Source organism: Pantoea sp. RG18, from assembly GCF_025910075.1.
In the GTDB taxonomy this organism is placed as follows: Bacteria; Pseudomonadota; Gammaproteobacteria; order Enterobacterales; family Enterobacteriaceae; genus Pantoea; species Pantoea agglomerans.
In genome coordinates this window covers 446,557-470,769 of sequence record NZ_JAPCIL010000015.1, presented here as the reverse complement: position 1 = coordinate 470,769, position 24,213 = coordinate 446,557, and the positions used below count along the sequence as shown (strand labels likewise).

The following is a 24,213-nucleotide window of genomic DNA, read 5'->3' as shown; positions in this document are numbered from 1 at the left end:
ACTTTTTTTCTGACCGTTCATTTTGCACTCAAAAGGAGCATTAAATAAGCAAAAACCCCTCAAAAGGGCAAAAAAAACGGGCCATAGGCCCGTTTTTCATTCCACACCCTTACTGATGTGCAGTAATGATGTTGTTCTCCACATCCATTTCGATGGTTTTGCCTGGCACCAGCGAACCGGCAAGGATCTGCTGAGCCAGCGGGTTCTCGATCTGCTGCTGTATCGCACGTTTCAGCGGACGTGCACCGTAGACCGGATCATACCCGTTCTCCGCCAGCAGTTTGATCGCATCATCAGAGATGTGCAGCTGATAACCCCGTTCATCCAGACGTTTGTACAGCCGCTGCAGCTGAATCTGCGCAATGGACGCAATATGTTTCTCAGCCAGCGGATGGAACACCACCACCTCATCAATACGGTTGACGAACTCAGGACGGAAATGCTGTCCGACCACACCCATCACGATATCTTTCATTTCCGGGTAACTGAGATTGCCGAACCGCTCCTGGATTAAATCTGATCCCAGGTTAGAGGTCATAATCACCACGCTGTTACGGAAATCGACCGTGCGGCCCTGCCCATCCGTCAGACGCCCATCATCCAGCACCTGCAGCAGAATGTTAAAGACATCAGGATGCGCTTTCTCTACTTCATCCAGCAGGATGACCGAATAAGGCCGACGGCGCACAGCTTCGGTCAGATAACCGCCCTCTTCATAGCCGACATAACCCGGAGGTGCACCCACCAGCCGTGATACTGAGTGTTTTTCCATAAATTCGGACATGTCGATACGAACCATCGCATCGTCACTGTCGAACAGGAAATTAGCCAGCGCTTTACACAGTTCGGTCTTACCGACCCCGGTTGGCCCCAGGAACAGGAAGGAACCGATAGGCCGGTTTGGATCAGAAAGGCCTGCGCGACTACGGCGAATAGCATTTGATACCGCCTCAACCGCTTCATCCTGTCCAATGACCCGGCCATGTAAGTCCTGCTCCATGCGCAGTAACTTATCGCGCTCACCTTCCATCATTCGTGCGACCGGAATACCGGTCCAGCGTGCCAGCACATCGGCAATCTCCACATCGGTTACCCGGTTACGCAGTAACTTCATGGTCTTGCCTTCGGCCTGAGTCGCTGCGGCTAACTGTTTTTCCAGTGCCGGAATTTTACCGTACTGCAGCTCTGACATCTGAGCGAGGTCACCCTGGCGACGTGCCTGCTCTAAATTCAGACGCGCCTGCTCAAGTTCCGCTTTAATGTTCTGCGTGCCGGACAGCGAGGCTTTCTCTGTCTTCCACTCATCTTCCAGCTCGGCGTATTCGCGCTCTTTCTGGTTGAGTTCGGTTTCCAGCATCTCAAGACGCTTGATGCTGGCATCGTCCGCCTCTTTCTTCAGCGCCTGCTGCTCCAGCTTCAGCTGAATGATACGGCGCTCAAGGCGATCCAGTGACTCCGGCTTCGAGTCCATCTGCATACGAATGCTGGAAGCTGCTTCATCGATCAGGTCAATCGCTTTATCCGGCAGCTGCCGGTCAGCAATATAACGATGAGACAGGGTCGCCGCCGCGACAATCGCCGGGTCAGTGATCTGCACATGGTGATGCAGTTCATAACGCTCTTTCAGACCACGCAGAATGGCGATGGTATCTTCCACACTCGGCTCAGCCACAAAGACTTTCTGGAAACGACGCTCCAGCGCGGCATCTTTTTCAATGTACTGGCGATACTCATCAAGCGTAGTGGCACCCACACAGTGCAGTTCACCACGCGCCAGCGCAGGTTTAAGCATATTGCCGGCGTCCATCGCACCGTCAGCTTTACCGGCTCCCACCATGGTGTGCAGCTCGTCGATAAACAGAATGACGTTGCCTTCCTGTTTCGACAGGTCACTCAGTACGCCTTTCAGACGCTCTTCGAATTCACCGCGATATTTCGCCCCGGCCACCAGCGCCCCCATATCCAGTGCCAGTACCCGACGTCCTTTCAGACCCTCAGGCACTTCACCATTGATGATGCGCTGCGCCAGCCCTTCGACAATCGCGGTTTTACCCACGCCAGGTTCACCAATCAGTACCGGGTTGTTTTTGGTACGGCGCTGCAGAACCTGGATGGTGCGGCGAATCTCTTCGTCACGACCAATGACCGGGTCGAGTTTGCCCTTCTCTGCCCGCTCGGTCAGGTCGATAGTGTATTTTTTTAAAGCCTGGCGCTGATCTTCAGCCCCCTGATCGTTCACGTTGTCTCCTCCCCGCATCTGTTCAATCGCACTGGTGATTTTTTCACGCGTTGCGCCCGCTGCTTTGAGCAGATCGGCCAGTGAACCCCGCGATTCCAGCGCGGCCAGAACAAATAATTCGGATGAAATAAAGTTATCGTTGCGCTTCTGTGCCAGCTTGTCGCACAGGTTTAATACCCGGACGAGGTCAGATGAGGGTTGTACATCGCCTTCGCTGCCTTCAACTTGTGGCAGGCGATCAATAGCCTGCTCAACCTGAGCGCGAAATGGCGTAACGTCGACACCGGCCGAAGTCAGTAAAGGTGAAACCGATCCGCCTTCCTGTTTGAGCAATGCGCTCATCAGATGCAGAGGTTCGATGAATTGATTGTCGTGTCCCAGAGCGAGGGACTGCGCGTCGGCGAGAGCCAGCTGAAATTTATTAGTAAGACGATCCAGACGCATAATTCCTCCCATTACAGGTCAAAATGCTACTGGAGATTAAATGAGGTCATCCCTCAAAATTTCAAGGTTAATGACCTGAGATTTGAGTAAAAAATACGCTAACTGGACCGTCTTATGGCGTAAGGTTATAACAGCCAGATCAAAGTTGCCATACGCCCGGTGATCCCATCGCGGCGGAAAGAGAAGAAATCGTCGCGCTGCGTAAAGGTACAAAGGCTGCTGGCGCTGACTGAATTCACGCCCGCTGCCTGTAGTCGCATCTGCGCCAGCAGGCCGATGTCGGCGTAAAAGCGGTCACCTGATGGACGGAAAGCCTGCACAGCCCTGGGATCCTGAGCCATAAAGGCCTGACGGACTTCTTCGCCGACCTCAAACGCATCAGGTCCGATTGCCGGTCCAAGCCAGGCATGAATCTGATCAGGCGGCGAACGAAACTGCGCCAGCGTATTTTCCAGTACACCCGCACAAAGTCCGCGCCAGCCTGCATGTGCCGCCGCCACTTCCGTGCCATCCTGCGAACAGAACAGGACCGGAAGACAGTCAGCGGTCATGATGGCGCAGACGACGCCGGGCTGATCGGTAATACAGGCATCAGCACGTAATGGCGTACTTTCCCCTGCAGTCAGACGCACAACCTCAGTGCCATGAACCTGATCCAGCCACTGCGGCATGGCAGGTAAACCCGCCTCTTCCAACAGCAACTGCCGGTTACGCGCCACCGCATCCGGATTATCTCCCACATGCCCGCCGAGATTCAGTGCATCCCAGGGCGATGTGCTGATGCCGCCCTGTCGCTGCGTCGAGCAGGCCCGAACGCGTGACGGAGCGGGCCATTGAGGAGTCATCAGATTCATTACCAATTCAACTGGTCTTTAAATTCTTCAGTGTCTGCTTTTAACGCCGCGATTAAATCAACCATGTCCTGCGGAAGCGCAGCATGGAATTCCATTTCAATACCGCTGATGGGGTGATAGAGGCGCAACATCGTGGCGTGCAGTGCCTGACGATCGAAACCGCGCAGCGTAGTAATAAATGCCTCTGACGCGCCTTTTGGTGGACGCGGACGGCCACCGTAAAGCGGATCGCCCACCAGCGGATGGCTGATGTGAGACATATGCACACGGATCTGGTGAGTACGACCGGTTTCCAGACGCAGGCGCAGACGGGTATGGGCCCGGAAGTGCTCCATGATGCGGTAATGAGTGACCGCCGGTTTACCCATTGGGTGTACCGCCATGTGGGTGCGTTTGGTTGAGTGACGGCTGATAGGCTGCTCAACGGTGCCGCCCGCAGTCATATTGCCAATCGCAACCGCTTCATATTCACGGGTGATTTCGCGACGCTGCAGCGAGTCCACCAGATGCGTCTGAGCCGGAACGGTTTTCGCGACCACCATTAAACCGGTGGTGTCTTTATCCAGCCGGTGTACGATGCCCGCGCGCGGCACATCCATAATCGCCGGATAGTGATGAAGTAAGGCGTTTAATACCGTGCCATCCGGATTACCGGCGCCAGGGTGAACCACGAAGTCGCGTGGTTTGTTGATGACAATAATGTCTTCATCTTCATAAACGATGTCGAGTGGCAGATTCTGCGGTTCCCAGCGCTGCGCCTCCTCGATCTCAGCGTCAATCGCGACCAGCTCGCCGCCCAGCACTTTTTCTTTGGGTGTATCGACCATGACGCCGTTTACAGTAACGCGACGATCGAGGATCCACTCTTTTATGCGAGAACGTGAATAATCAGGGAACAATTCCGCCAAAGTCTGATCTAAGCGTTGTCCGAGTTGTGATTCGGATACCGTTGCGGTGAGTTGAACTTGTTGTGCCATATACAGCTTCTTCGTTAACGTTGGGTTTTCACGGCGATGCCGTTTAATATAATGTGCTATCGTACCTGGTCATTACCGGGAGCTATACGGACAGCTTCCGCCATAACATTTGAGGATAATCACTTCGTCATGACGCGTATGAAACATCTGGTGGCTGCTGCCACACTGAGCCTGGCACTTGTTGGTTGTTCCGGCTCAAATGACGCGGTACCGGACAGCCCGCCTTCTGAAATCTATGCTACAGCGCAGCAAAAGCTGCAGGACGGTAACTTTAAAGCTGCGATTAAGCAACTGGAAGCGCTGGATAATCGTTATCCGTTCGGTCCTTATTCGCAGCAGGTGCAGCTGGATTTAATCTACGCGTACTATAAAAATGCCGATCTGCCCCTGGCGCAGGCTGCCATTGCTCGCTTTATGCGTCTGAACCCCACGCATCCGAACATTGACTATGTCATCTATATGAAAGGTCTGACGGACATGGCGCTGGATGACTCCGCGCTGCAGGGCTTCTTTGGTATTGATCGTTCTGACCGCGATCCGACGCACGCTCGTGATGCTTTCCGCGACTTCTCTCAGCTGCTGCGGAGTTACCCGAACAGCCAGTATGCGGCTGATGCTCAGAAACGCCTGGTCTATCTGAAAGACCGTCTGGCTAAATATGAGCTGTCAGTGGCGCAATTCTATACTAAGCGTGAGGCTTATGTCGCGGTTGTTAACCGTGTCGAAGGTATGATGCGCGATTATCCGGATACGCAGGCAACACACGATGCCCTGCCGCTGATGGAGAATGCTTACCGCAATCTGCAGCTGAACGCTGAAGCCGATAAAGTGGCGAAAATCATTGCAGCTAATAAAAGCTGATCGTTCGAAGGATTTTCAGCCATAAAAAAAGCAGCCTCTCAGGGCTGCTTTTTTTTGCTTACAGAACAGTCAGATTTGGATCTGTTCTCAGCGAGCTAACTCATCAAGCATGCCGTGTTAATCGTTTCGCTTCAAGCCATTTCGGCCAGTTTCTCTGCCTTTCTCACAGAATGTTGTGACTGACAAAAAGTGACATTTTTTCGTGATCGAAATCCCACATTGAACGCTTTTTCGCGCTATGCTGAGAAGACCAAGACGGAAATGACAGAGAGGTAAGAACGATGATTCTGAACATTACCAGTAAACAAATGGACATCACTCCGGCAATCCGAAGCCATGTTGAAGACCGTCTCGCCAAGCTCGAAAAATGGCAAACCGACCTGATTAATCCACATATTGTCCTTTCCAAAGAGCCCAAAGAATTCGTGGCTGACGCCACTATTAACACACCTAACGGGACTCTGGTGGCCAGCGCCAAGCACGATGATATGTATACCGCTATCAACGATTTGATTGCCAAGCTCGAGCGTCAACTGAATAAAGTTCAGCACAAGTCTGAAGCACGCCGCGCCAGTGCCAGCGTGAAAGACATCATTCCCGCCGACGAAGAGTCCTGATTTTCTTAACGCTGTTTCTTAACGCGCCTGCGGGCGCGTTTTTTATTGACAGCTTTTAAGCAGTACGGTTACTCTCAGGTCACTCTCTTTTCGGACATGACAATGAAACCTGATCTGTTTTTCTTCGCTTTCTTTTTTACCTTCCCCTGAACGGGAGGCCATTCGTCGTGTGAAAATGAAAGCGAAGACGAACACCGAAGCCTCCCAACCGGGAGGCTTTTTTTTTGGATAGCATACAGGTGAGCCCTATGAATCCCGATAATCCATTGCTGGCGCTACGCGATAAAATCAGCGCCGTGGATAAAAAACTTCTGACGCTGCTGGCCGAGCGTCGTTTGCTGGCAGTGGAAGTTGCACAAGCGAAACTGGCGACGCATCGCCCGATTCGGGATGTGGAGCGCGAACGCGCGCTACTGGAGAATCTCATCGTACTGGGTAAGGCACACAACCTGGATGCGCACTACATCACCCGTCTGTTCCAGCTGGTAATTGAAGATTCCGTGCTGACTCAGCAAGCGCTGCTGCAAAAAAACCTCAACCATCCCCATGCGCATGCCGCCCGTATCGCCTTTCTGGGCCCGAAAGGCTCTTATTCGCATCTTGCAGCACGCAACTACGCGTCGCGCCATTTCGATAGCATGGTGGAGTGTGGCTGCCTGAAGTTTCACGACATCATCAAACAGGTCGAAAATGGCGTGGCTGATTACGCCGTGATGCCGATTGAGAATACCAGTTCAGGCTCGATCAACGATGTCTACGATCTGCTGCAACAGACCAGCCTCTCAATCGTGGGCGAGCTGACATTGCCCATCGACCATTGCGTATTGGTGAATGGCCCCACCGACCTTCAGCAGATTGAGACGGTTTACAGCCATCCTCAGCCGTTCCAGCAGTGCAGCCAGTTTATTAATCGTTTCCCGCACTGGAAAATCGAATACACCGAGAGTACCGCGGCAGCGATGGAGAAAGTGGCTGCGCTCAACTCACCTAAGGTGGCGGCGCTGGGCAGTGAGGCCGGCGGCGAACTCTATCAGCTGCAGGTGCTGGAACGTAATCTGGCGAATCAGCAGCAGAATCACACCCGCTTTATCGTGCTGGCCCGCAAAGCAATCGAGGTTTCCGACCAGGTGCCAGCGAAAACCACGCTGATTATGGCAACCGGCCAGCAGGCGGGTGCGCTGGTCGACGCGCTGCTGGTACTGCGTCAGCACAACCTGATTATGAGCAAGCTGGAGTCCCGCCCGATTAATGGTAATCCGTGGGAAGAGATGTTTTACATTGATGTGCAGGGCAACCTGCAATCAGAGCGGATGCAGCAGGCGCTGCAGGAATTACAGACCATGACACGCTCTCTGAAGGTACTGGGCTGTTACCCCAGCGAAAATGTGGTGCCCGCTGAACCTGGCGAATAAAAAGAAGAAAAAAGGCATCCAACTGGATGCCTTTTTCATTGATGGATGGCTGTCATTTATGGGCGGCTGTCATTGGCCGATCGCAACAGGCTTCGGCTTTCGACCAGGAAGCGTTTTGCGTGATCGCCAAACCACTGTTCAACCCGGTTAAAGCTGGCGATAAACGCCTGCTTGTCGCCCTGCTCCAGCAGCGCAATCGCTTCACCAAACCGCTGGTAATAGCGTTTTATCAGCGCCAGATTACTCTCTGAAGACATGATGATATCCGCATAGAGTTGAGGATCCTGAGCGAACAACCGCCCCACCATCGCCAGTTCAAGCCGGTAAATGGGCGACGAGAGCGCCAGCAGCTGATCCAGATTGACGTTCTCTTCGGCTAAATGCAGACCATAAGCGAAGGTAGTAAAGTGACGCAGCGCCTGAATGAATGCCATATTCTGGTCATGCTCAACAGCGCTGATACGATGCAGACGCGCACCCCAGACCTGAATCTGCTCCAGGAACCACTGATACGCTTCCGGTTGTCTTCCATCACACCAGACCACCACCTGTTTTGCCAGGCTGCCGCTGTCCGGGCCAAACATCGGATGCAGACCCAGCACAGGCCCGTTATGGGCAGCCAGCATTGCCTGCAGAGGCCGGTTTTTGACTGACGCCAGATCGACCAGAATACAATCTTCCGGCAGTGGTGGCAGTTGGGCAATCACCTGCTCGGTCAGGTGAATCGGCACGCTAATGATCACCATTCCGGCATCGCTGAGCAGAGTCTCAGCCTGAGGCCAGTCCTCTTTATCCAGCGTTTTAACCGTGTAGCCTGATAGCCCGAGCATTTTTTCAAACAGCCGGCCCATCTGCCCCTTACCACCGACAATCACCACCGGGCGCAGTTCAGGACAGAGGGTTTTAAAGCCTTTGTCATTCTCGCTGGTATAGGATTCCCGCATCACGCGACGCAGCACATCCTCAATCAGATCCGGTGGTACACCGAGCGCTTCGGCCTCTTTGCGACGCGAAGCCAGCATCGACGCTTCACGCTCAGGCACATAGATAGGCAGGCCGTAACGGCTCTTCACTTCACCTACTTCGGCCACCAGTTCCAGTCGCTTAGCCAGCAGATCCAGCAGCGCTTTATCAACACTGTCAATTTGATCGCGTAATGCGGTCAGTTCAGCCACCATTGCTCTTACACCTCTTGTGACAGACGCGCCGACAGCACTCCCTGCAGATCCTGATGCATTTCACGCAGCAACGTTTCGGTCACTTCCCAGTTGATGCATGCATCGGTTACGGAAACGCCATACTTCATTTCGCTGCGTGGCTGCTCAGAAGACTGGTTACCTTCATTGATATGGCTTTCCAGCATCAAACCAATGATTGAACGGTTCCCATCTTTGATCTGCGCAATAGCGGATTCCGCTACGCCAGGCTGACGGCTGTAGTCTTTGTTCGAATTACCATGGCTGCAATCTATCATTAAGGCTGGACGCAGTCCCGCCTTGAGCATCTCTTTTTCACACTGCGCGACATCTTCAGGACCGTAGTTCGGCGCTTTGCCGCCACGCAGGATCACGTGACCATCCGGATTGCCCTGAGTCTGCAGCAGGCAGACCTGACCGGCCTGATTAATCCCGACAAAACGGTGTGGCATTGCGGCTGCACGCATGGCGTTGATTGCCGTTCCCAGACTGCCATCGGTGCCATTTTTAAAGCCTACCGGCATCGACAGGCCCGAGGCCATTTCACGGTGCGTCTGCGATTCAGTGGTACGGGCGCCAATGGCAGACCAGCTGAACAGGTCGCCCAGATATTGCGGACTATTGGGATCCAGCGCTTCAGTGGCCAGAGGCAAACCCATTTCAACCAGGTTCACCAGCAGCTGGCGCGCAATGTGCAGACCCGCTTCCATATCAAACGAGTTATCCATGAAAGGATCGTTGATTAGCCCTTTCCAGCCGACGGTGGTACGAGGTTTTTCAAAATAGACGCGCATCACGATAAAGAGCTGATCTTTCAGCTCTTCGGAAAGGGTTTGCAGACGACGAGCATAGTCCATTGCCACTTCGGTATCGTGAATTGAGCAGGGTCCGCACACTACCAGCAGACGCGGATCGCGGCCGGCAATAATGTCAGAGATGGTCTGGCGCGACGCCGCGACCTGATCCTGCTGTTCAGTGGTCAGTGGAAACTTCGCTTTCAGCTCTTCAGGCGTGATTAATACCTGTTCACCGGCGATATGCACATTGTTCAGCGCGTCTTTTTGCATGATGGCGATCCTTTGGCTCGTATTGGCAGTCATGGACTCCTCACTGAGGAATGCAAATACTGTATCACAGACAATACATAGCGCAATATTATATGTACACTTTTATTACCATGGATCAAGAAGGGTGCGAAATATACTTAAAATAACCAATAAAATCATGCATATAATAAAAAGCTCAACCACAAAAAACCAAACGCAATTGTAAAAATAAGTTTACAGTTGAGGTTATTGCCTTTCTGCTACCCACAGGCAGAATAAAAGAATCATTCTGTTCGCGCTGAGAGAGTTATGTACCCATCACCACAAAATATTTATCTGCGACCTTTTGAGCTCAGCGACGTATCTGCGTTTACCACTGCGGTTAATGCCTCTCTGGATAGCCTTATCCCATGGATGGTCTGGGCGCATCACGATTATCAGCCTCATGAAGCAGAAAGCTGGATCCGCTTTACCCACTGGCAACGGATGAAAGAGGAAGCGGAAGAGTTTGCCATCGTTGATCAGCATGACCAGCTGCTGGGGGGCGCAGGAATACGCTTTGCCCGTCATCCGGGTGACACCAGCGCAATTGGCTACTGGGTTCGCAGTGATGCCCAGCGTCAGGGAATCGCCAGCCGCGCGGTGGCCGCGTTGCTGCCGCTGGGGTTTTCACGCCCAGAGACCCGGGTGATTGAGATTCTGGCAGCAGAGGATAACCTGGCCAGTCGGGGCGTGGCTGAGAAGTGCGGTGGTCAGTTCATTGGCTGTCGCTATGGCCTGATTGTATTAGAGGAAGGGCCGGTTAATACCGCGATTTATCATTTTCAGCGGCCGGACGACGGTTAACTGTAGGCAGCAAGGTTGGCAGTGACATAAAAAAGGGGCTGGCAGATGCCAACCCCTTGTTTGCTATTAACTTTTAGATGTCGCGTTAGCGATACCTTAGTTAAGACGCTCTTTAATACGAGCAGACTTACCAGTACGCTCACGCAGGTAGTACAGTTTGGCTTTACGCACAGCGCCACGACGTTTAACAGCGATGCTGTCAATTACAGGTGAATGAGTCTGGAATACACGCTCAACGCCTTCGCCGTTAGAAATTTTGCGAACAGTGAATGCAGAGTGCAGACCGCGGTTACGGATAGCGATAACCACGCCCTCGAATGCCTGCAGACGTTTTTTAGAACCTTCAACGACCCATACTTTCACTTCCACGGAATCACCCGGGCGGAAGGAAGGTACGTCCTGTTTCATCTGCTCTTGTTCAATTTGCTTGATAATGTTGCTCATAATTAAATCTCATATCCTGGGTAAACTGATAGTCGGGGAAGAGCTTACTCTTCCACATCATCGTTTTGTTGCTGCTGAGATTCCCGCTGGAACTCATTCAGCAACCTTGCTTGCTCTTCAGTCAGAGCCAGGTTTTCCAGAAGTTCAGGTCTTCTCAGCCAGGTACGGCCTAGCGACTGCTTCAGACGCCAGCGGCGAATATCAGCATGGTTGCCTGACAGTAGTACTGCCGGGACCTCCACGCCGTCTAACACTTCAGGTCGGGTATAGTGCGGACAATCCAGCAAACCTTCCGAGAACGAATCCTCATCGGCTGACGCCTGCTTGCCGAGCACGCCAGGAATAAACCGGGCGACTGCGTCAATCATCGTCATCGCTGGCAGTTCCCCGCCGCTGAGAACGTAATCACCGATTGACCATTCTTCATCAATTTCGGTCTGGATTACGCGCTCATCAATCCCTTCATAACGGCCACAGACCAGAATTAACTTGTCCCGTGCCGCCAGTTCGCAAACACCCTGTTGGTCCAGTTTGCGACCCTGAGGTGAAAGATAGATCACCCTGGCCCCATCACCTGCCGCTGCTTTCGCTGCGGAGATGGCATCCCGTAAGGGTTGTACCATCATCAGCATTCCCGGTCCGCCGCCGTAAGGACGATCATCCACGGTACGGTGCCGGTCGTGCGTGAAGTCACGAGGACTCCAGCTCTGAATGCTGAGCAGACCGTTTTTTACAGCCCGGCCAGTTACCCCGTAATCGGTAATAGCGCGAAACATTTCTGGAAACAGGCTAATAACACCAATCCACATTGTATTCGCCGTTACGTTACCGTTCGATTCGGAGATCAAAAACCAGGATCCCAATCTACCTCAATGATGCCAGTAGAGAGATCGACTTTCCTGATAACCTGTTCATCAAGAAACGGAATTAACCGCTCCTGAGCACCGAATGCATCCTTCAGGTTTGCCTTAACGACGAGAACGTCGTTCGAGCCGGTTTCCATCATATCGATGACTTTACCCATCTCGTAGCCTTCAAGGTTAACCACCTGGCAGCCCATAAGGTCTTTCCAGTAGTAGTCGCCCTCTTCCAGCGATGGCAACTGCGTCGAGTCAACCTGAATTTCGCAATTGGTTAACTGAGCCGCCGCATCCCGATCTTCAATGCCTTTGACTTTGATGATCAGGTCCTGATTGTGGTGCTTCCAACCGTCCAGTTCGACCTGCTGCCATTTACCGGCGCGCTGGATGAACCAGGGTTGGTAGTTGAAGATGCTTTCAGCGTCTTCAGTGGAGGAAAACACTTTGAGCCAGCCGCGAATACCGTAGGCGGCTCCCATCTTACCCAATACAATCGGGTTAACAGGAGGCTGTGCGGCAATTTGTCTGCTCATGCTCACCACCGTGACAGATTAAGCTGCTTTCTTAGCTTCTTTGACCAGCGCGTTAACGCGATCAGAAAGCGTTGCGCCCTGGCCAACCCAGTGCTCGATACGATCCAGATCAAGACGCAGACCTTCAGCCTGACCAGATGCGATCGGGTTGAAGAAACCAACGCGCTCGATAAAACGACCGTTGCGTGCATTGCGGCTGTCAGTGACGACGACCTGATAGAACGGACGCTTTTTAGCGCCGTGACGTGCCAAACGAATTGTTACCATAACATCCTCTTCAGTTAATAAAACACCCGGCCCCCATCGAGGAACGGGGTCCGGGTGCTGTATAAAAAGCCCGAAAATTTTACTCATTTTGGCGAAAAAAGCAACCTAAACCGTGCCATTTCGGGCTTTTTTGTGGAACGCTTTAGCGGCCAGGAAAACCTGGCGGCATCATACCCTTCATGCCGCGCATCATTTTCGCCATACCGCCCTTCTTCATTTTCTTCATCATACGCTGCATATCGTCAAACTGCTTCAATAAGCGGTTAACGTCCTGCACCTGCATACCGGAGCCGGTCGCAATGCGGCGCTTGCGTGAGCCTTTGATGATCTCTGGTTTTTCACGCTCTTTGCGTGTCATCGAGTTGATGATCGCTTCCATGCGCACCAGCACTTTGTCATCCATCTGTGACTTCACATTGTCAGGTAACTGTCCCATACCGGGCAGTTTGCCCATCAGGCTGGCCATGCCGCCCATGTTGCGCATCTGCTTCAGCTGCTCAAGGAAATCGTTGAGATCAAAACCGTCGCCGGTTTTCAGCTTCTTAGCCAGTTTCTCAGCCTGATCGCGGTCAACCTTGCTTTCGATATCTTCGATCAGTGACAGCACGTCACCCATGCCGAGGATACGCGAAGCAATACGCTCCGGATAGAACGGCTCAAGTGCATCGGTTTTTTCACCGACACCCATAAATTTAATCGGCTTACCGGTGATATGACGAATCGACAGCGCCGCACCGCCTCGTGCATCACCATCGACTTTGGTCAGGATAACACCGGTCAGCGGTAGTGCTTCATTAAAAGCTTTAGCCGTGTTTGCCGCATCCTGACCGGTCATGGCATCGACCACAAACAGCGTTTCTACCGGATTGATCGCGGCATGAACCTGTTTGATTTCGTCCATCATCGCTTCGTCAACGTGCAGACGACCGGCGGTATCCACCAGCAGTACATCGTAGAACTTCAGGCGAGCTTCACGCAGCGCATTGTTAACGATATCGACCGGCTTCTGGCTGAGATCGGATGGGCAGAAATCCACGCCCACCTGCTGTGCCAGCGTTTCCAGCTGTTTGATTGCCGCCGGACGATAGACGTCGGCAGAAACCACTAAGACTTTCTTTTTGTGCTTCTCGCGCAGGAATTTACCCAGCTTAGCGACGCTGGTTGTTTTACCGGCACCCTGCAAACCCGCCATCAGCACCACGGCTGGCGGCTGAGCAGCCAGGTCGAGAGCATTGTTCTCTGCACCCATCGCCGTAACCAGCTCGTTACGAACGATTTTGATAAACTCCTGACCTGGAGTCAGACTTTTATTCACATCATGGCCGACCGCACTCTCTTTCACACGGTTGATGAAGTCACGCACCACCGGCAGCGCAACGTCAGCCTCAAGCAGTGCCATGCGCACTTCACGCAGGGTCTCTTTGATGTTCTCTTCAGTCAGCCTTCCGCGGCCGCTGATGTTTCGCAGGGTTTGCGACAAACGATCGGTTAAATTATCAAACATGGTCTCTCACTAAAAAAAAGATCGCGAGGCGCCTGATCGGCAGAATGCGGCGGATTATAACACGAAGCCTCAGCGATCTCTGCAATTGCCCCTCAGATCGTTTGGAGCCTGCTTCGGCTGGCGCTATACTGCCTTTTCCTTATCTGACTGAACCTGAAAGGATCTATGTTCGTTTTCGCGATAGTGGCGCTATTCGCCTACTCCTTAAGTCTTGCCCTGATCATTCCCAGCCTGTTGAAACGTAACGGCGGCTGGCGGCGAATGGCGATGCTCTCTGCCTGTGTGGCGCTGGTGACACACGCGGTGGCCTTGCAGCAACGCATATTTGCTGTTGATAGCGGACAGAATTTAAGCCTGCTCAACATAGGCTCGCTGGTCAGCCTGTTGATTTGCGCCATCATGACCATTGTGGCGTCACGCAACCGTGGCTGGCTGCTGCTGCCGATTGTTTACAGCTTCGCGCTGATCAATCTGGCCTTCGCCACTTTTGTGCCCAATGCGTTTATCACCCATCTGGAAACCACGCCAGGCATGATGATCCATATCGGCCTGTCGCTGTTCGCCTACGCGACGCTGATTATTGCCGCGCTCTATGCACTGCAGCTGGCGTGGATCGATTACCAGTTAAAAAACAAGCGCCTGGCGTTCACACAGGATATGCCGCCGCTGCTGACCATTGAACGTAAGATGTTTCACATCACCCAGGTGGGCGTCGTGCTGTTGACGCTGGTGCTCTGCACCGGTCTGTTTTATATGCAGGATCTCTTCAGCGCAGAAAACGTCGATAAAGCCGTGCTCTCCATCATCGCGTGGTTTGTTTATATCGTTTTGCTCTGGGGGCACTATCATGAAGGCTGGCGTGGTCGCCGCGTCGTCTGGTTTAACTGCAGCGGTGCGGTGCTGTTAACCATGGCTTACTTCGGCAGTCGCATCCTGCAGCATCTGCTTGTCCCCACCTCTCGTTAAAAAGGAAGTTCTGCGTTGGAGAATGTTTCAACCACCACGCTGATTATTATTCTCTGCGTCATGGTACTGGTTTCCGCCTGGTTTGCCGGGTCGGAAACCGGAATGATGACGCTTAACCGCTATAAGCTGCGCCATCAGGCCAAAAACGGCAGTCGCCCCGCTCGCCGGGTGGAGAAGTTACTGCGTCGCCCCGACCGGTTGCTCAGCCTGGTATTAATCGGCAATAACCTGGTGAATATTCTGGCTTCCGCACTTGCCACCATTGTAGGCATGCGTATTCACGGTGACGAAGGGGTTGCGATCGCAACCGGTATCCTCACTTTTGTGGTGCTGGTATTTGCTGAAGTGCTGCCGAAAACAGTGGCGGCCCTCTATCCCGAACGCGTCGCCTTTCCCAGCAGCCTGCTGCTGGTCCCGCTGCAATACATCATGCTGCCGCTGGTCTGGCTACTCAACACCATTACCCGTCTGCTGATGAGGATGGCGGGTATCCGCGCTGACGGTGCCATTAACTCCGCGCTGAGCAAAGAGGAGTTGCGTACCATCGTCTATGAGTCACGTAGCCTGATGTCACGCCGTAATCAGGACATGCTGCTCTCCGTGCTCGACCTGGAGAAAGTCAGCGTTGATGACATCATGGTTCCGCGTAACGAGATCGTCGGCATTAATATCAACGATGACTGGAAGTCGGTGGTGCGCCAGTTGAGCCACTCGCCACACGGCCGCATTGTGCTGTTCCGGGACTCGCTGGATGACTGCGTCGGCATGCTGCGGGTGCGCGAAGCCTGGCGCATGATGACGGAGAAAAAAGAGTTCACCAAAGAGACGCTGCTGCGCGCCGCCGATGAGATTTACTACATCCCGGAAGGGACACCGCTGAACACCCAACTGGTGAAGTTCCAGCGCAACAAAGAGAAAGCGGGCGTGGTGGTGGATGAGTATGGCGACATCAAAGGGCTGGTGACAATAGAGGACATTCTGGAGGAGATCGTGGGTGACTTCACCACCTCCATGTCACCATCACTGGCAGAAGAAGTGATGCCGCAGAATGATGGGTCCGTGCTGATTGAAGGCAGCGCCAGTGTGCGTGAAATTAACAAGGCGTTTAACTGGCAGCTGCCAGAGCAGGAAGCGCGCACCATTAACGGCATGCTGCTGGAAGCGCTGGAAGAGATCCCTGCCATCGCCACCCGTGTTCAGATCGGCCACTACAACGTCGATATTCTGGACGTGCAGGACAACATGATTAAACAAGTGCGCATTACGCCGAAGACGCCACTGAAAAAATCGGTAGGGTCCTGAAGCGATAAAAAAACGCCGCAATCGACATGATGCGGCGTTTTTTTTAGCAGCAAAGCCCTGACTAGATGTGCAGTTCTTTCAGCTTTTCAGCAGGCAGTTTCAGATCTTCGTTGCGGTTAACGCCGATCTCATGCGCAAGCACATTGCGGGCGATCTGCTGCGCTTCATCCAGTGAGTGCAGCTTGTAGCTGCCGCACTGGTATTCATTCAGCTCAGGGATCTGGTTCTGATCTTTCACTTTCAGAACATCTTCCATCGCCCCTTTCCACGCTTTGGCAACGCGCTGCTCGTCTGGTGTACCAATCAGGCTCATGTAGAAGCCGGTGCGGCAACCCATTGGCGAGATATCGACGATTTCCACACCATCACCATTCAGGTGATCACGCATGAATCCGGCAAAGAGATGCTCCAGCGTATGAATGCCACGCTCAGTGAGGATATCAATGTTCGGGCGGCAAAAACGCAGGTCAAAAACGGTAATCGTATCGCCATGCGGAGTCTTCATGGTTTTCGCCACGCGAACTGCCGGTGCGCCCATGATGGTGTGATCAACGGTAAAACTGTCCAGTAGTGGCATACGTCACCTCCTGTTCTGAGAATTTTTTTTAAAACGATGAAACTTTTCTGTTCGCCCAACGTCTGAATATATGAAAGACGCGCATTTGTTATCATCATCCCTGACAACAGAGATGTTAATTTGGCCACATTGATGTGGCCTTTTTCTTTTCTACACTTCCCGGCTCGCCAGATACGCTTCAAAATCCAGCTTATCATTTGCTTCCAGCTGCTGCTGTGCAGCAACAGACGCCTGCGCCTGACGCGTGAAATCTTCTTCTGTCAGCACTTCCAGCGGCTCTTCGCAGAGCAGATGGCGATACTGTTCAGCCAGCGCCACGCCGGTTCCGGTTACACCATTGTCCTTCATTGCCTGAAGGATGCGCGCCGAGTAGGTTAGCTCAGGATCGTCGAACGATGCTACCAGTTGATCGCAAACCTGCTGATATTCCGTGCTGTCCTGATTATGACTGTCTAACACTTCAGCAACCCGACGCAGATCGGCAAACAGGGTTTTGCCCACTTCAACCAGCGAATGTTCCGCTTCTCCGCAGCCTACGGCAATTTTCTGGTCCGGTTTACGCCCTTCCAGCACAACCCGGTTCCAGTTTATACGGGTGCATTGCAACTCATCTGCACTCATTTCCGGCGCATCGGCCAGGGTACACCAGATCAGGAACAGGTCGAGGAAGCGAACCTGATTCTCATCTACGCCGATTGCAGAGAACGGATTGATATCCAGCGAACGCACTTCAATGTACTCAATACCACCACGCAGCAGCGCATCAGAGGGCGCTTCACCCGAGCGTGTCACACGCTTAGGCCGGATTGGCGCATAGAGCTCGTTTTCAATCTGCAGCACGTTGGTGTTGAGCTGCAGCCAGTTACCGTCGGCATCTTTAGTGCCCATCGCTGCATACTCTTCTGACGGCGTCTTGATCGCTTTCTTCAGCGCAGTGACATAGCCTTCCAGTGAGTTAAACGTGATGCCCAGAGAGCTCTGCGATTTATTGGTGTAGCCTAAATCGCTCAGACGCAGCGAGGTGGCATACGGCAGCCACATCGTGTCTTTGTCGTTGGTTTCAAACGGCAGCGCGCTCTCACGGCCCTGCAGGAAGCTGGAGCTGATAGCAGGCGATGCGCCAAACAGATAGGGGATCACCCAGCCGAAGCGATAATAGTTGCGGATCAGCCGCAGATAGCCCGCCGAGATCGTCTCTTTTCCGCTTTCCTTATCTTTCACGTCAGCCCACTCCTGCCAGAATGAGAGTGGCAGTGAGAAATTATAGTGAATGCCGGAGATGGTCTGCATCAACGCGCCGTAGCGGTTTTTCAGCCCTTCGCGGTAAAGCGTCTTCATCTGACCAATATTGGACGTGCCATATTGCGCCAGTTCAATATTGTCCGCATCGTCAATCTCGCACGGCATACTAAACGGCCACATGCGTTCATCACCCAGTTCACGGGCAACGTGACGATGAATATCGCGCAGGAATGCCAGCATATGATCAATGCTGTGATCCACTGGCGTAATAAACTCCAGCAACGTTTCGGCAAAGTCAGTGGTGATCCAGTCATGTTTCAGCGCCGACCCCAGAGATTCCGGGTGGCCGCTTTTTGCCAGCTCGCCATTTGCCTGTACACGCAGCGTTTCACGCTCGATGCCACGGCCAATACCTTTAAGGGCATTGGGATGCGCTTCCAGCCAGGAGAGCGCTTTAGATACGTCCGGGATCACATTACCCCCCCGCTGTGATAATAATTTATTTTTGTTCAGCATAATGTTAACCGTAGCCTCGAATCTGTGCGAATCAATGCCACCATTGCATACCCTGTAATGTGGCAGTCGCGATAACGATATAACGCAGTGTTTTGCCGACAGCGAGAAACAGCATCGCGGGTAGCCAGGCGAAACGTAACCAGCCTGCCAGAACGCAGAGCAGATCACCTATCACTGGCAGCCAGCTGAATAACAGTGCTGCAGGTCCCAGTCGATGCAACCACGTCATTGCTGTGTCATGCCATCGCCCCTGACGTTTTAACGGCAGCAAGCGACCAATAAGAATGTTGGTTAAGCCGCCCAAGGTGTTTCCCAGTGATGCGGCCAAAAGCAACCCGTAAACTGATGTCTTTTTTGCTATCAATAGTGCTATCAGCAGTGCTTCAGAACTTCCCGGCAGGAGCGTTGCACTTAAAAAGCTGCTGCCGAACATCGAGGCATAGGTAAGAACGTCACTCACAGTAAGCGGACATCCACCACAGCCATACCTGCCGCCTTCGCTGCCTGAATACCAAAGTCCGCATCCTCAAACACCACACAACGTGCCGGCGTCACACCCATCAGCTCAGCGCAGCGTAAGAAGGTTTCTGGCTCAGGTTTATGACGCTGTACGTCGTCAGCACCGACGACGGCCGAAAAGAGCTCACGTACGCCCAGCTGCGTCAGTAACGCCTCTGCCATGCTGTGTTCGCTTCCGGTACCGACCGCCATCGGACGACGCCCGTGATACGCTTTCACCACCTCCATTAAAGGCAGTGGCTTCACGTTTTCCAGCAGCATCGCTTTCACGGCAGCGGTTTTTTCTGCGGCAAGAAGATGAGGGTCGAGTGACGACTGATTGGATTCAATGATGAACTGCGACAGCCGCCAGGTTGGTGCGCCATTGAAGTCGATAATACGTGCTTCATCCAGCGTTAATCCATAACGCGTCAGTACCTGACGCCACGCTTTTCGATGTGTCGGCTCAGTATCAAGAATCGTGCCGTCCATATCGAAAATCAGGGCGTCATATTGATCGTACATTGTCACTCCGGACATTCATCAAATGAGACATTACTTTAGCCTAATGTGGACAGGTTGTCGCCAGGGGGGATGAACAGCAAATGCTTTGAAAGCATTAACAATTTTTGTTTTCAGATAAAGGTGATCGTGCACGACCAGCGATAAACGTACGAAATTCCAGCGTTTTTTTAACATTCTTCTGGCAGACAAGCGGCGGCGGACGGGCATGGGCAGCAAAACAGAAGGCGTTGATGCGGGAAACAGGCGTTTCGGATCGCTTAAGTCAGGATGATGAATCAATGGGGCAGATTAAACAGGAAAAGAGTGCGTGTGAAGCCAGAGGGAAACTGCAGAGGTTTTTCAGGATACTCACTCAGCGTTTGCTGTACGGGCGGTTACGGAAGTAACGCTATCGTGTTTATTGAGGTCTTAGCGATCATCGCGCCATGATACTTTGAGGGATTTTGAGGCTAAAGAAGAAGATGGTGCATCCAGGAGGATGACTCAGCTTGCGCTTCGCCCTGCGGGCCGTTGCTGATGCAACGTTATCCCCCTTCGTGCGGCCGGAACGCTTATTGCGTCATGTCACACTGAGGAACTGCCAACATTCGAGAAGATGGTGCATCCAGGAGGATTCGAACCTCCGACCGCTCGGTTCGTAGCCGAGTACTCTATCCAGCTGAGCTATGGATGCATTGGGGTCTATCTTTTGAGGTACAACTTTTTATGGACTTACAGAAACCAACCTAAGGATGTTACAAAGAATGGTGCATCCAGGAGGATTCGAACCTCCGACCGCTCGGTTCGTAGCCGAGTACTCTATCCAGCTGAGCTATGGATGCATAAAACAAATTCTTGTACAACGCAGGGTGCTAACTACTCACCATGAAAGGAATTGCTAATTCGCTTTGTTTCTTTTTTTCGATGGTGCATCCAGGAGGATTCGAACCTCCGACCGCTCGGTTCGTAGCCGAGTACTCTATCCAGCTGAGCTATGGATGCATCGAAAATGGCGGTGAGGGAGGGATTCGAACCCTCGATACAGCTTTTGACCGTATACTCCCTTAGCAGGGGAGCGCCTTCAGCCTCTCGGCCACCTCACCTTACGCTTTCTTTCGAACTGTGCGTCTGAACGTTGTTTCTGCTCATCGGCACTGCGTGGCGCACATATTACTTTCCCGGACTTTTAAGTCAAACAATTTTTCCGAAACTTTGTTTGATTGAGCAAATCACACACAATTGGGACAAAATGGCGACAAAAAGAGTGAATTATCAACAATGAAAGATGATGGCGTTAACAAAACAGAGGAGGAACAGGTAGAAAGAAAAGGCAGGATTTTTACAGAAAGCGGTAGCGCCTCGCACAGGTGCGAGACGCTGAATCCGTTAAACGCTGGTTTGTTGCGTTTTTTCAGCCTGGATGCGTTGATAGATCTCTTCGCGATGCACAGACACTTCTTTCGGCGCGTTAACACCGATACGAACCTGGTTACCCTTAACACCCAGCACCGTTACAGTTACCTCATCACCGATCATGAGGGTTTCACCAACTCGACGAGTTAGAATAAGCATTCTTTGCTCCTTGAAAGATTAAAAGAGTCGGGCTTGTACAGGCTCCCGGCATTATCCATCATTTAACGCTGCACAATGTGTATGAGAAATACACCAATGCACATCGATGCGCCAATACATTCTGCTGATAGTTAGTTTAGCCGAAATACACTACATCAACCTGACTTTGTCATTTGCTGCTTTAGCATCGTATTAAAAAGCGCCGGAACAACCGTTCTGACGCTTTTTACGATGCCTTGTTTTAATTCACTTACAGACGGCTGCTGACCCAGTCCTCAACCCCTGCTAATGCGCCTTTCAGAGCACCCGCATCGTTACCACCAGCTTGTGCCATATCAGGACGGCCACCGCCCTTCCCGCCAACCTGCTGAGCCAGACCGGCAATCAACTCACCCGCTTTAACACGGTCAGTCAGATCTTTGGTCACACCCGCAATCAGCGACACCTTACCTTCAGTAACCGTTGCCAGCACAATAATCGCCGACCCCAGCTGATTCTTAAGATCATCAACCATGGTACGCAACATTTTAGGTTCAACATTGTTGAGCTCACTGACCAGCAGTTTCACTCCCTTAATGTCGATAGCATTGCTGCTCAGTGAAGCGCTCTCCTGCGCGGCTTGCTGATCGCGCAGTTGCTGCAACTCTTTCTCCAGAGCCCGTACATGATCGACCAGACCACGCACTTTCTCATTCAGGTTGCTGCTGTTCGCTTTTACCAGCTGCGCAAGATCCTGCAGCTGGCTGCTCTGCGCATTGACCTGCGCCAGCGCGCCTTCACCCGTAATCGCTTCGATACGACGAATACCGGCTGCGGTACCTGACTCCGCCTGAATACGGAACAGCCCGATGTCACCCGTGCGCGCAGCATGGGTACCACCACACAGCTCAACAGAGAAATCACCCATGGTCAGAACGCGCACGCGCTGATCATATTTCTCGCCAAACAGTGCCATTGCCCCTTTAGACTTCGCCGCATCCAGATCCATCACTTCGGTTTCAACCGGCAGGTTGCGACGAATTTGCGCATTGACGATATCTTCGACCTGACGAATCTCCTGAGGTTTCATCGCTTCGAAATGCGAGAAATCGAAACGCAGGTACTTGTCGTTAACCAGCGAGCCTTTCTGCGCCACATGCTCACCTAAAACCTGACGCAAGGCGGCATGCAGTAAGTGAGTAGCAGAGTGGTTAAGACGGATGCGCGCACGGCGTGCCGCATCAACCTGCGCCTCAAGGCGATCACCGATACGCAACTGCCCTGCGGTCAGCTTACCGACATGACCGATTGCCTGACCATATTTTTGTGTATCCTGGACGCAAAATTCAGCATTCTTCCCTTTCAGCAGACCGGTATCGCCTACCTGGCCACCCGATTCGCCATAAAATGGCGTTTCATCCAGCACGACCACGGCATCCTGACCCGCGGTCACTTCATCAACCGCCTCGCCTGCAACATAGAGCGCTTTCACCGTGGCAGCTAAATCAAGCTGGTCGTAGCCTTTAAAGGATGAGGCGGCATCAATACGAATAACGTTGCTGTAGTCAGCGCCGAAGCCACTCGCTTCACGTGCGCGCTGACGCTGCTGCTCCATCGCCCGCTCAAAGCCGGCTTCATCGATTTTCAGATTGCGTTCGCGACAGACGTCAGCCGTTAAATCTGCCGGGAAACCAAAGGTATCGTAGAGACGGAAGACGATTTCGCCATCCAGCGTGTCGCCCTGCAGTTTTTCCAGCTCTTCGTCCAGCAGCGCCAGTCCGCGCTCCAGGGTTCTGGCAAACTGATCTTCTTCGCTTTTCAGCACCAGCTCAACCTGAGTCTGCTGGCGCTGTAACTCTTCGCCTGCGGCACCCATGACCTCAACCAGTGGCGCAACCAGCTTATAGAAGAAGGCCTCTTTGGCGCCCAGCATGTTGCCATGACGTACGGCACGACGAATGATACGACGCAGCACGTAGCCACGGTTCTCATTAGACGGGATGACGCCATCGGCAATCAGGAATGCACAGGAGCGAATGTGGTCGGCAATGACACGCAGCGATTTGTTACTGAGGTCAGTGGCACCGGTAACCTGTGCCACGGCCTCAATCAGTTTCTGGAACAGGTCGATTTCATAGTTGGAGTTGACGTGTTGCAGAACGGCAGAAATACGCTCAAGGCCCATTCCGGTATCAACCGACGGTTTTGGCAGCGGCAGCATGGTGCCATCAGCCTGACGGTTGAACTGCATAAAGACGATGTTCCAGATCTCAATGTAACGGTCACCATCTTCTTCCGGGCTGCCCGGCGGGCCACCCCAGATGTGATCGCCATGATCGTAGAAAATCTCGCTGCACGGACCACAAGGACCGGTATCGCCCATCTGCCAGAAGTTATCTGACGCATACGCGCTGCCCTTGTTGTCGCCGATGCGAATAATGCGTTCACGTGGCACACCGATTTCGTTCGCCCAGATATCAAAGGCTTCATCGTCGGTTTCATAGATCGTCACCCACAGACGCTCTTTTGGCAGGCTGAACCACTGCTCGCTCGTCAGCAGTTCCCAGGCAAAACCAATCGCCTCTCTCTTGAAGTAGTCACCAAAGCTGAAGTTACCCAGCATTTCAAAGAAGGTGTGGTGACGTGCGGTGTAACCGACGTTTTCAAGATCGTTGTGTTTGCCGCCTGCGCGTACGCAGCGCTGTGACGTGGTCGCACGTGTGTAGTCACGTTTGTCCTGACCGAGGAACACATCTTTAAACTGGTTCATCCCGGCGTTAGTAAACAACAACGTTGGATCGTTATTCGGTACGAGGGAGCTGCTGGTTACAACCTCATGTCCCTTGCTATGAAAAAAGTCGAGAAACGCTTGACGGATCTCAGCAGTGCTCTTGCTCATATATATCCTGGAATCACGCTAACGAACGTTCCCTCTGATCGGCGCGACCACATTCTGG

Annotated in this window: 23 protein-coding genes, 4 tRNA genes and 1 other annotated feature; of the genes, 7 read left to right on the top strand and 20 right to left on the bottom strand. The window is 52.7% G+C overall.

All coding sequences use genetic code 11. The annotated features are described in order from the left end of the window. Window positions 1-109: 109 nt before the first annotated feature. The 3 genes from clpB to rluD all read right to left on the bottom strand — a co-directional run bounded on the left by clpB (window position 110) and on the right by rluD (window position 4,514). Complete coding sequence (clpB, locus tag OK409_RS18475) at window positions 110-2,695, bottom strand: ATP-dependent chaperone ClpB (RefSeq protein WP_029519628.1); 2,586 nt, start codon at window positions 2,693-2,695, stop codon at window positions 110-112. A 113-nt stretch (window positions 2,696-2,808) separates the two neighbouring features. Then, complete coding sequence (yfiH, locus tag OK409_RS18470; protein ID WP_187513934.1) at window positions 2,809-3,537, bottom strand: purine nucleoside phosphorylase YfiH; 729 nt, start codon at window positions 3,535-3,537, stop codon at window positions 2,809-2,811. Further along, entirely contained in the window at window positions 3,537-4,514 is a 978-nt protein-coding gene (gene rluD, locus OK409_RS18465) for a 23S rRNA pseudouridine(1911/1915/1917) synthase RluD (RefSeq protein ID WP_010248442.1), read from the bottom strand. Before rluD ends, yfiH begins: the two co-directional genes overlap by 1 nt. Before the next feature lie 129 nt (window positions 4,515-4,643). Between rluD and bamD the strand changes: the two genes are divergently transcribed. The 4 genes from bamD (at window position 4,644) to pheA (ending at window position 7,404) form a co-directional block, all read left to right on the top strand. Next, on the top strand, window positions 4,644-5,375 hold the full coding sequence (bamD, locus tag OK409_RS18460) for an outer membrane protein assembly factor BamD (RefSeq protein WP_010248444.1): 732 nt from the start codon (window positions 4,644-4,646) through the stop codon (window positions 5,373-5,375). A 281-nt stretch (window positions 5,376-5,656) separates the two neighbouring features. Next, window positions 5,657-5,992 (top strand): ribosome-associated translation inhibitor RaiA, encoded by a 336-nt coding sequence (gene raiA, locus OK409_RS18455; protein WP_003849030.1) that lies wholly within the window; start codon window positions 5,657-5,659, stop codon window positions 5,990-5,992. Between the two features lie 101 nt (window positions 5,993-6,093). Continuing rightward, window positions 6,094-6,218 (top strand) — a sequence feature (Phe leader region). Continuing rightward, the gene (pheL, locus tag OK409_RS18450) at window positions 6,095-6,142 is read left to right on the top strand and encodes a pheA operon leader peptide PheL (RefSeq protein WP_193555295.1); all 48 of its coding nucleotides are present in this window, start codon (window positions 6,095-6,097) and stop codon (window positions 6,140-6,142) included. Its footprint overlaps the feature before it by 48 nt. Window positions 6,219-6,240: 22 nt before the next feature. Continuing rightward, window positions 6,241-7,404, top strand: coding sequence for a bifunctional chorismate mutase/prephenate dehydratase (gene pheA, locus OK409_RS18445; RefSeq protein WP_010248448.1), 1,164 nt, complete (start codon window positions 6,241-6,243; stop codon window positions 7,402-7,404). 56 nt (window positions 7,405-7,460) lie between these two features. Here the strand turns inward: pheA and tyrA are convergent, their stop codons facing one another. Next, window positions 7,461-8,582, bottom strand: coding sequence for a bifunctional chorismate mutase/prephenate dehydrogenase (gene tyrA, locus OK409_RS18440; protein ID WP_264367304.1), 1,122 nt, complete (start codon window positions 8,580-8,582; stop codon window positions 7,461-7,463). A gap of 5 nt (window positions 8,583-8,587) precedes the next feature. Beyond that, window positions 8,588-9,667 carry a 3-deoxy-7-phosphoheptulonate synthase gene (locus OK409_RS18435; protein ID WP_111535045.1) on the bottom strand — a complete coding sequence of 360 codons (1,080 nt, stop codon included), beginning with the start codon at window positions 9,665-9,667 and terminating at the stop codon, window positions 8,588-8,590. A gap of 288 nt (window positions 9,668-9,955) precedes the next feature. Here OK409_RS18435 and OK409_RS18430 point away from each other — a divergent pair, with 288 nt between their 5' ends. After that, window positions 9,956-10,492 (top strand): GNAT family N-acetyltransferase, encoded by a 537-nt coding sequence (locus tag OK409_RS18430; RefSeq protein ID WP_010248470.1) that lies wholly within the window; start codon window positions 9,956-9,958, stop codon window positions 10,490-10,492. Between the two features lie 96 nt (window positions 10,493-10,588). On the opposite strand, the gene rplS is transcribed toward OK409_RS18430, so the two are convergent. The 5 genes from rplS to ffh form a co-directional block, all read right to left on the bottom strand. Then, window positions 10,589-10,936, bottom strand: a complete 348-nt coding sequence (gene rplS / locus OK409_RS18425) for a 50S ribosomal protein L19 (RefSeq protein WP_003849035.1) — start codon at window positions 10,934-10,936, stop codon at window positions 10,589-10,591. A gap of 44 nt (window positions 10,937-10,980) precedes the next feature. After that, window positions 10,981-11,745, bottom strand: a complete 765-nt coding sequence (gene trmD, locus OK409_RS18420) for a tRNA (guanosine(37)-N1)-methyltransferase TrmD (RefSeq protein WP_010248477.1) — start codon at window positions 11,743-11,745, stop codon at window positions 10,981-10,983. Window positions 11,746-11,780: 35 nt separating this feature from the next. Beyond that, the gene (rimM, locus tag OK409_RS18415) at window positions 11,781-12,329 is read right to left on the bottom strand and encodes a ribosome maturation factor RimM (protein WP_010248480.1); all 549 of its coding nucleotides are present in this window, start codon (window positions 12,327-12,329) and stop codon (window positions 11,781-11,783) included. Window positions 12,330-12,347: 18 nt separating this feature from the next. After that, window positions 12,348-12,596, bottom strand: a complete 249-nt coding sequence (gene rpsP, locus OK409_RS18410; RefSeq protein WP_003849041.1) for a 30S ribosomal protein S16 — start codon at window positions 12,594-12,596, stop codon at window positions 12,348-12,350. A 142-nt stretch (window positions 12,597-12,738) separates the two neighbouring features. After that, entirely contained in the window at window positions 12,739-14,100 is a 1,362-nt protein-coding gene (gene ffh / locus OK409_RS18405) for a signal recognition particle protein (RefSeq protein ID WP_010248486.1), read from the bottom strand. A 165-nt stretch (window positions 14,101-14,265) separates the two neighbouring features. Here ffh and OK409_RS18400 point away from each other — a divergent pair, with 165 nt between their 5' ends. Both OK409_RS18400 and OK409_RS18395 read left to right on the top strand, forming a co-directional pair. After that, window positions 14,266-15,066 carry an inner membrane protein YpjD gene (locus tag OK409_RS18400; RefSeq protein ID WP_010248489.1) on the top strand — a complete coding sequence of 267 codons (801 nt, stop codon included), beginning with the start codon at window positions 14,266-14,268 and terminating at the stop codon, window positions 15,064-15,066. A 15-nt stretch (window positions 15,067-15,081) separates the two neighbouring features. After that, window positions 15,082-16,368: an HlyC/CorC family transporter gene (locus OK409_RS18395; protein WP_022623780.1), complete on the top strand. Its 1,287-nt coding sequence runs from the start codon at window positions 15,082-15,084 to the stop codon at window positions 16,366-16,368. A 61-nt stretch (window positions 16,369-16,429) separates the two neighbouring features. Here OK409_RS18395 and luxS read toward each other — a convergent pair whose 3' ends face one another. The 10 genes from luxS to alaS all read right to left on the bottom strand — a co-directional run bounded on the left by luxS (window position 16,430) and on the right by alaS (window position 24,155). Continuing rightward, complete coding sequence (gene luxS, locus OK409_RS18390) at window positions 16,430-16,945, bottom strand: S-ribosylhomocysteine lyase (RefSeq protein ID WP_009086888.1); 516 nt, start codon at window positions 16,943-16,945, stop codon at window positions 16,430-16,432. A 150-nt stretch (window positions 16,946-17,095) separates the two neighbouring features. After that, the gene (gene gshA, locus OK409_RS18385; protein WP_264367303.1) at window positions 17,096-18,703 is read right to left on the bottom strand and encodes a glutamate--cysteine ligase; all 1,608 of its coding nucleotides are present in this window, start codon (window positions 18,701-18,703) and stop codon (window positions 17,096-17,098) included. Between the two features lie 31 nt (window positions 18,704-18,734). Continuing rightward, window positions 18,735-19,163 carry a YqaA family protein gene (locus OK409_RS18380; protein WP_010248498.1) on the bottom strand — a complete coding sequence of 143 codons (429 nt, stop codon included), beginning with the start codon at window positions 19,161-19,163 and terminating at the stop codon, window positions 18,735-18,737. Then, the gene (gene yqaB / locus OK409_RS18375; RefSeq protein ID WP_031594176.1) at window positions 19,160-19,726 is read right to left on the bottom strand and encodes a fructose-1-phosphate/6-phosphogluconate phosphatase; all 567 of its coding nucleotides are present in this window, start codon (window positions 19,724-19,726) and stop codon (window positions 19,160-19,162) included. Before yqaB ends, OK409_RS18380 begins: the two co-directional genes overlap by 4 nt. Window positions 19,727-20,322: 596 nt before the next feature. Beyond that, a tRNA-Arg gene (locus tag OK409_RS18370) sits at window positions 20,323-20,399 on the bottom strand. A 71-nt stretch (window positions 20,400-20,470) separates the two neighbouring features. Continuing rightward, a tRNA-Arg gene (locus OK409_RS18365) sits at window positions 20,471-20,547 on the bottom strand. 83 nt (window positions 20,548-20,630) lie between these two features. Continuing rightward, window positions 20,631-20,707 (bottom strand) — tRNA-Arg (locus OK409_RS18360). 8 nt (window positions 20,708-20,715) lie between these two features. Next, a tRNA-Ser gene (locus OK409_RS18355) sits at window positions 20,716-20,808 on the bottom strand. Between the two features lie 283 nt (window positions 20,809-21,091). After that, window positions 21,092-21,277 (bottom strand): carbon storage regulator CsrA, encoded by a 186-nt coding sequence (csrA, locus tag OK409_RS18350; RefSeq protein WP_008927091.1) that lies wholly within the window; start codon window positions 21,275-21,277, stop codon window positions 21,092-21,094. A 250-nt stretch (window positions 21,278-21,527) separates the two neighbouring features. Next, window positions 21,528-24,155, bottom strand: coding sequence for an alanine--tRNA ligase (alaS, locus tag OK409_RS18345; protein ID WP_264367302.1), 2,628 nt, complete (start codon window positions 24,153-24,155; stop codon window positions 21,528-21,530). Window positions 24,156-24,213: the final 58 nt, after the last annotated feature.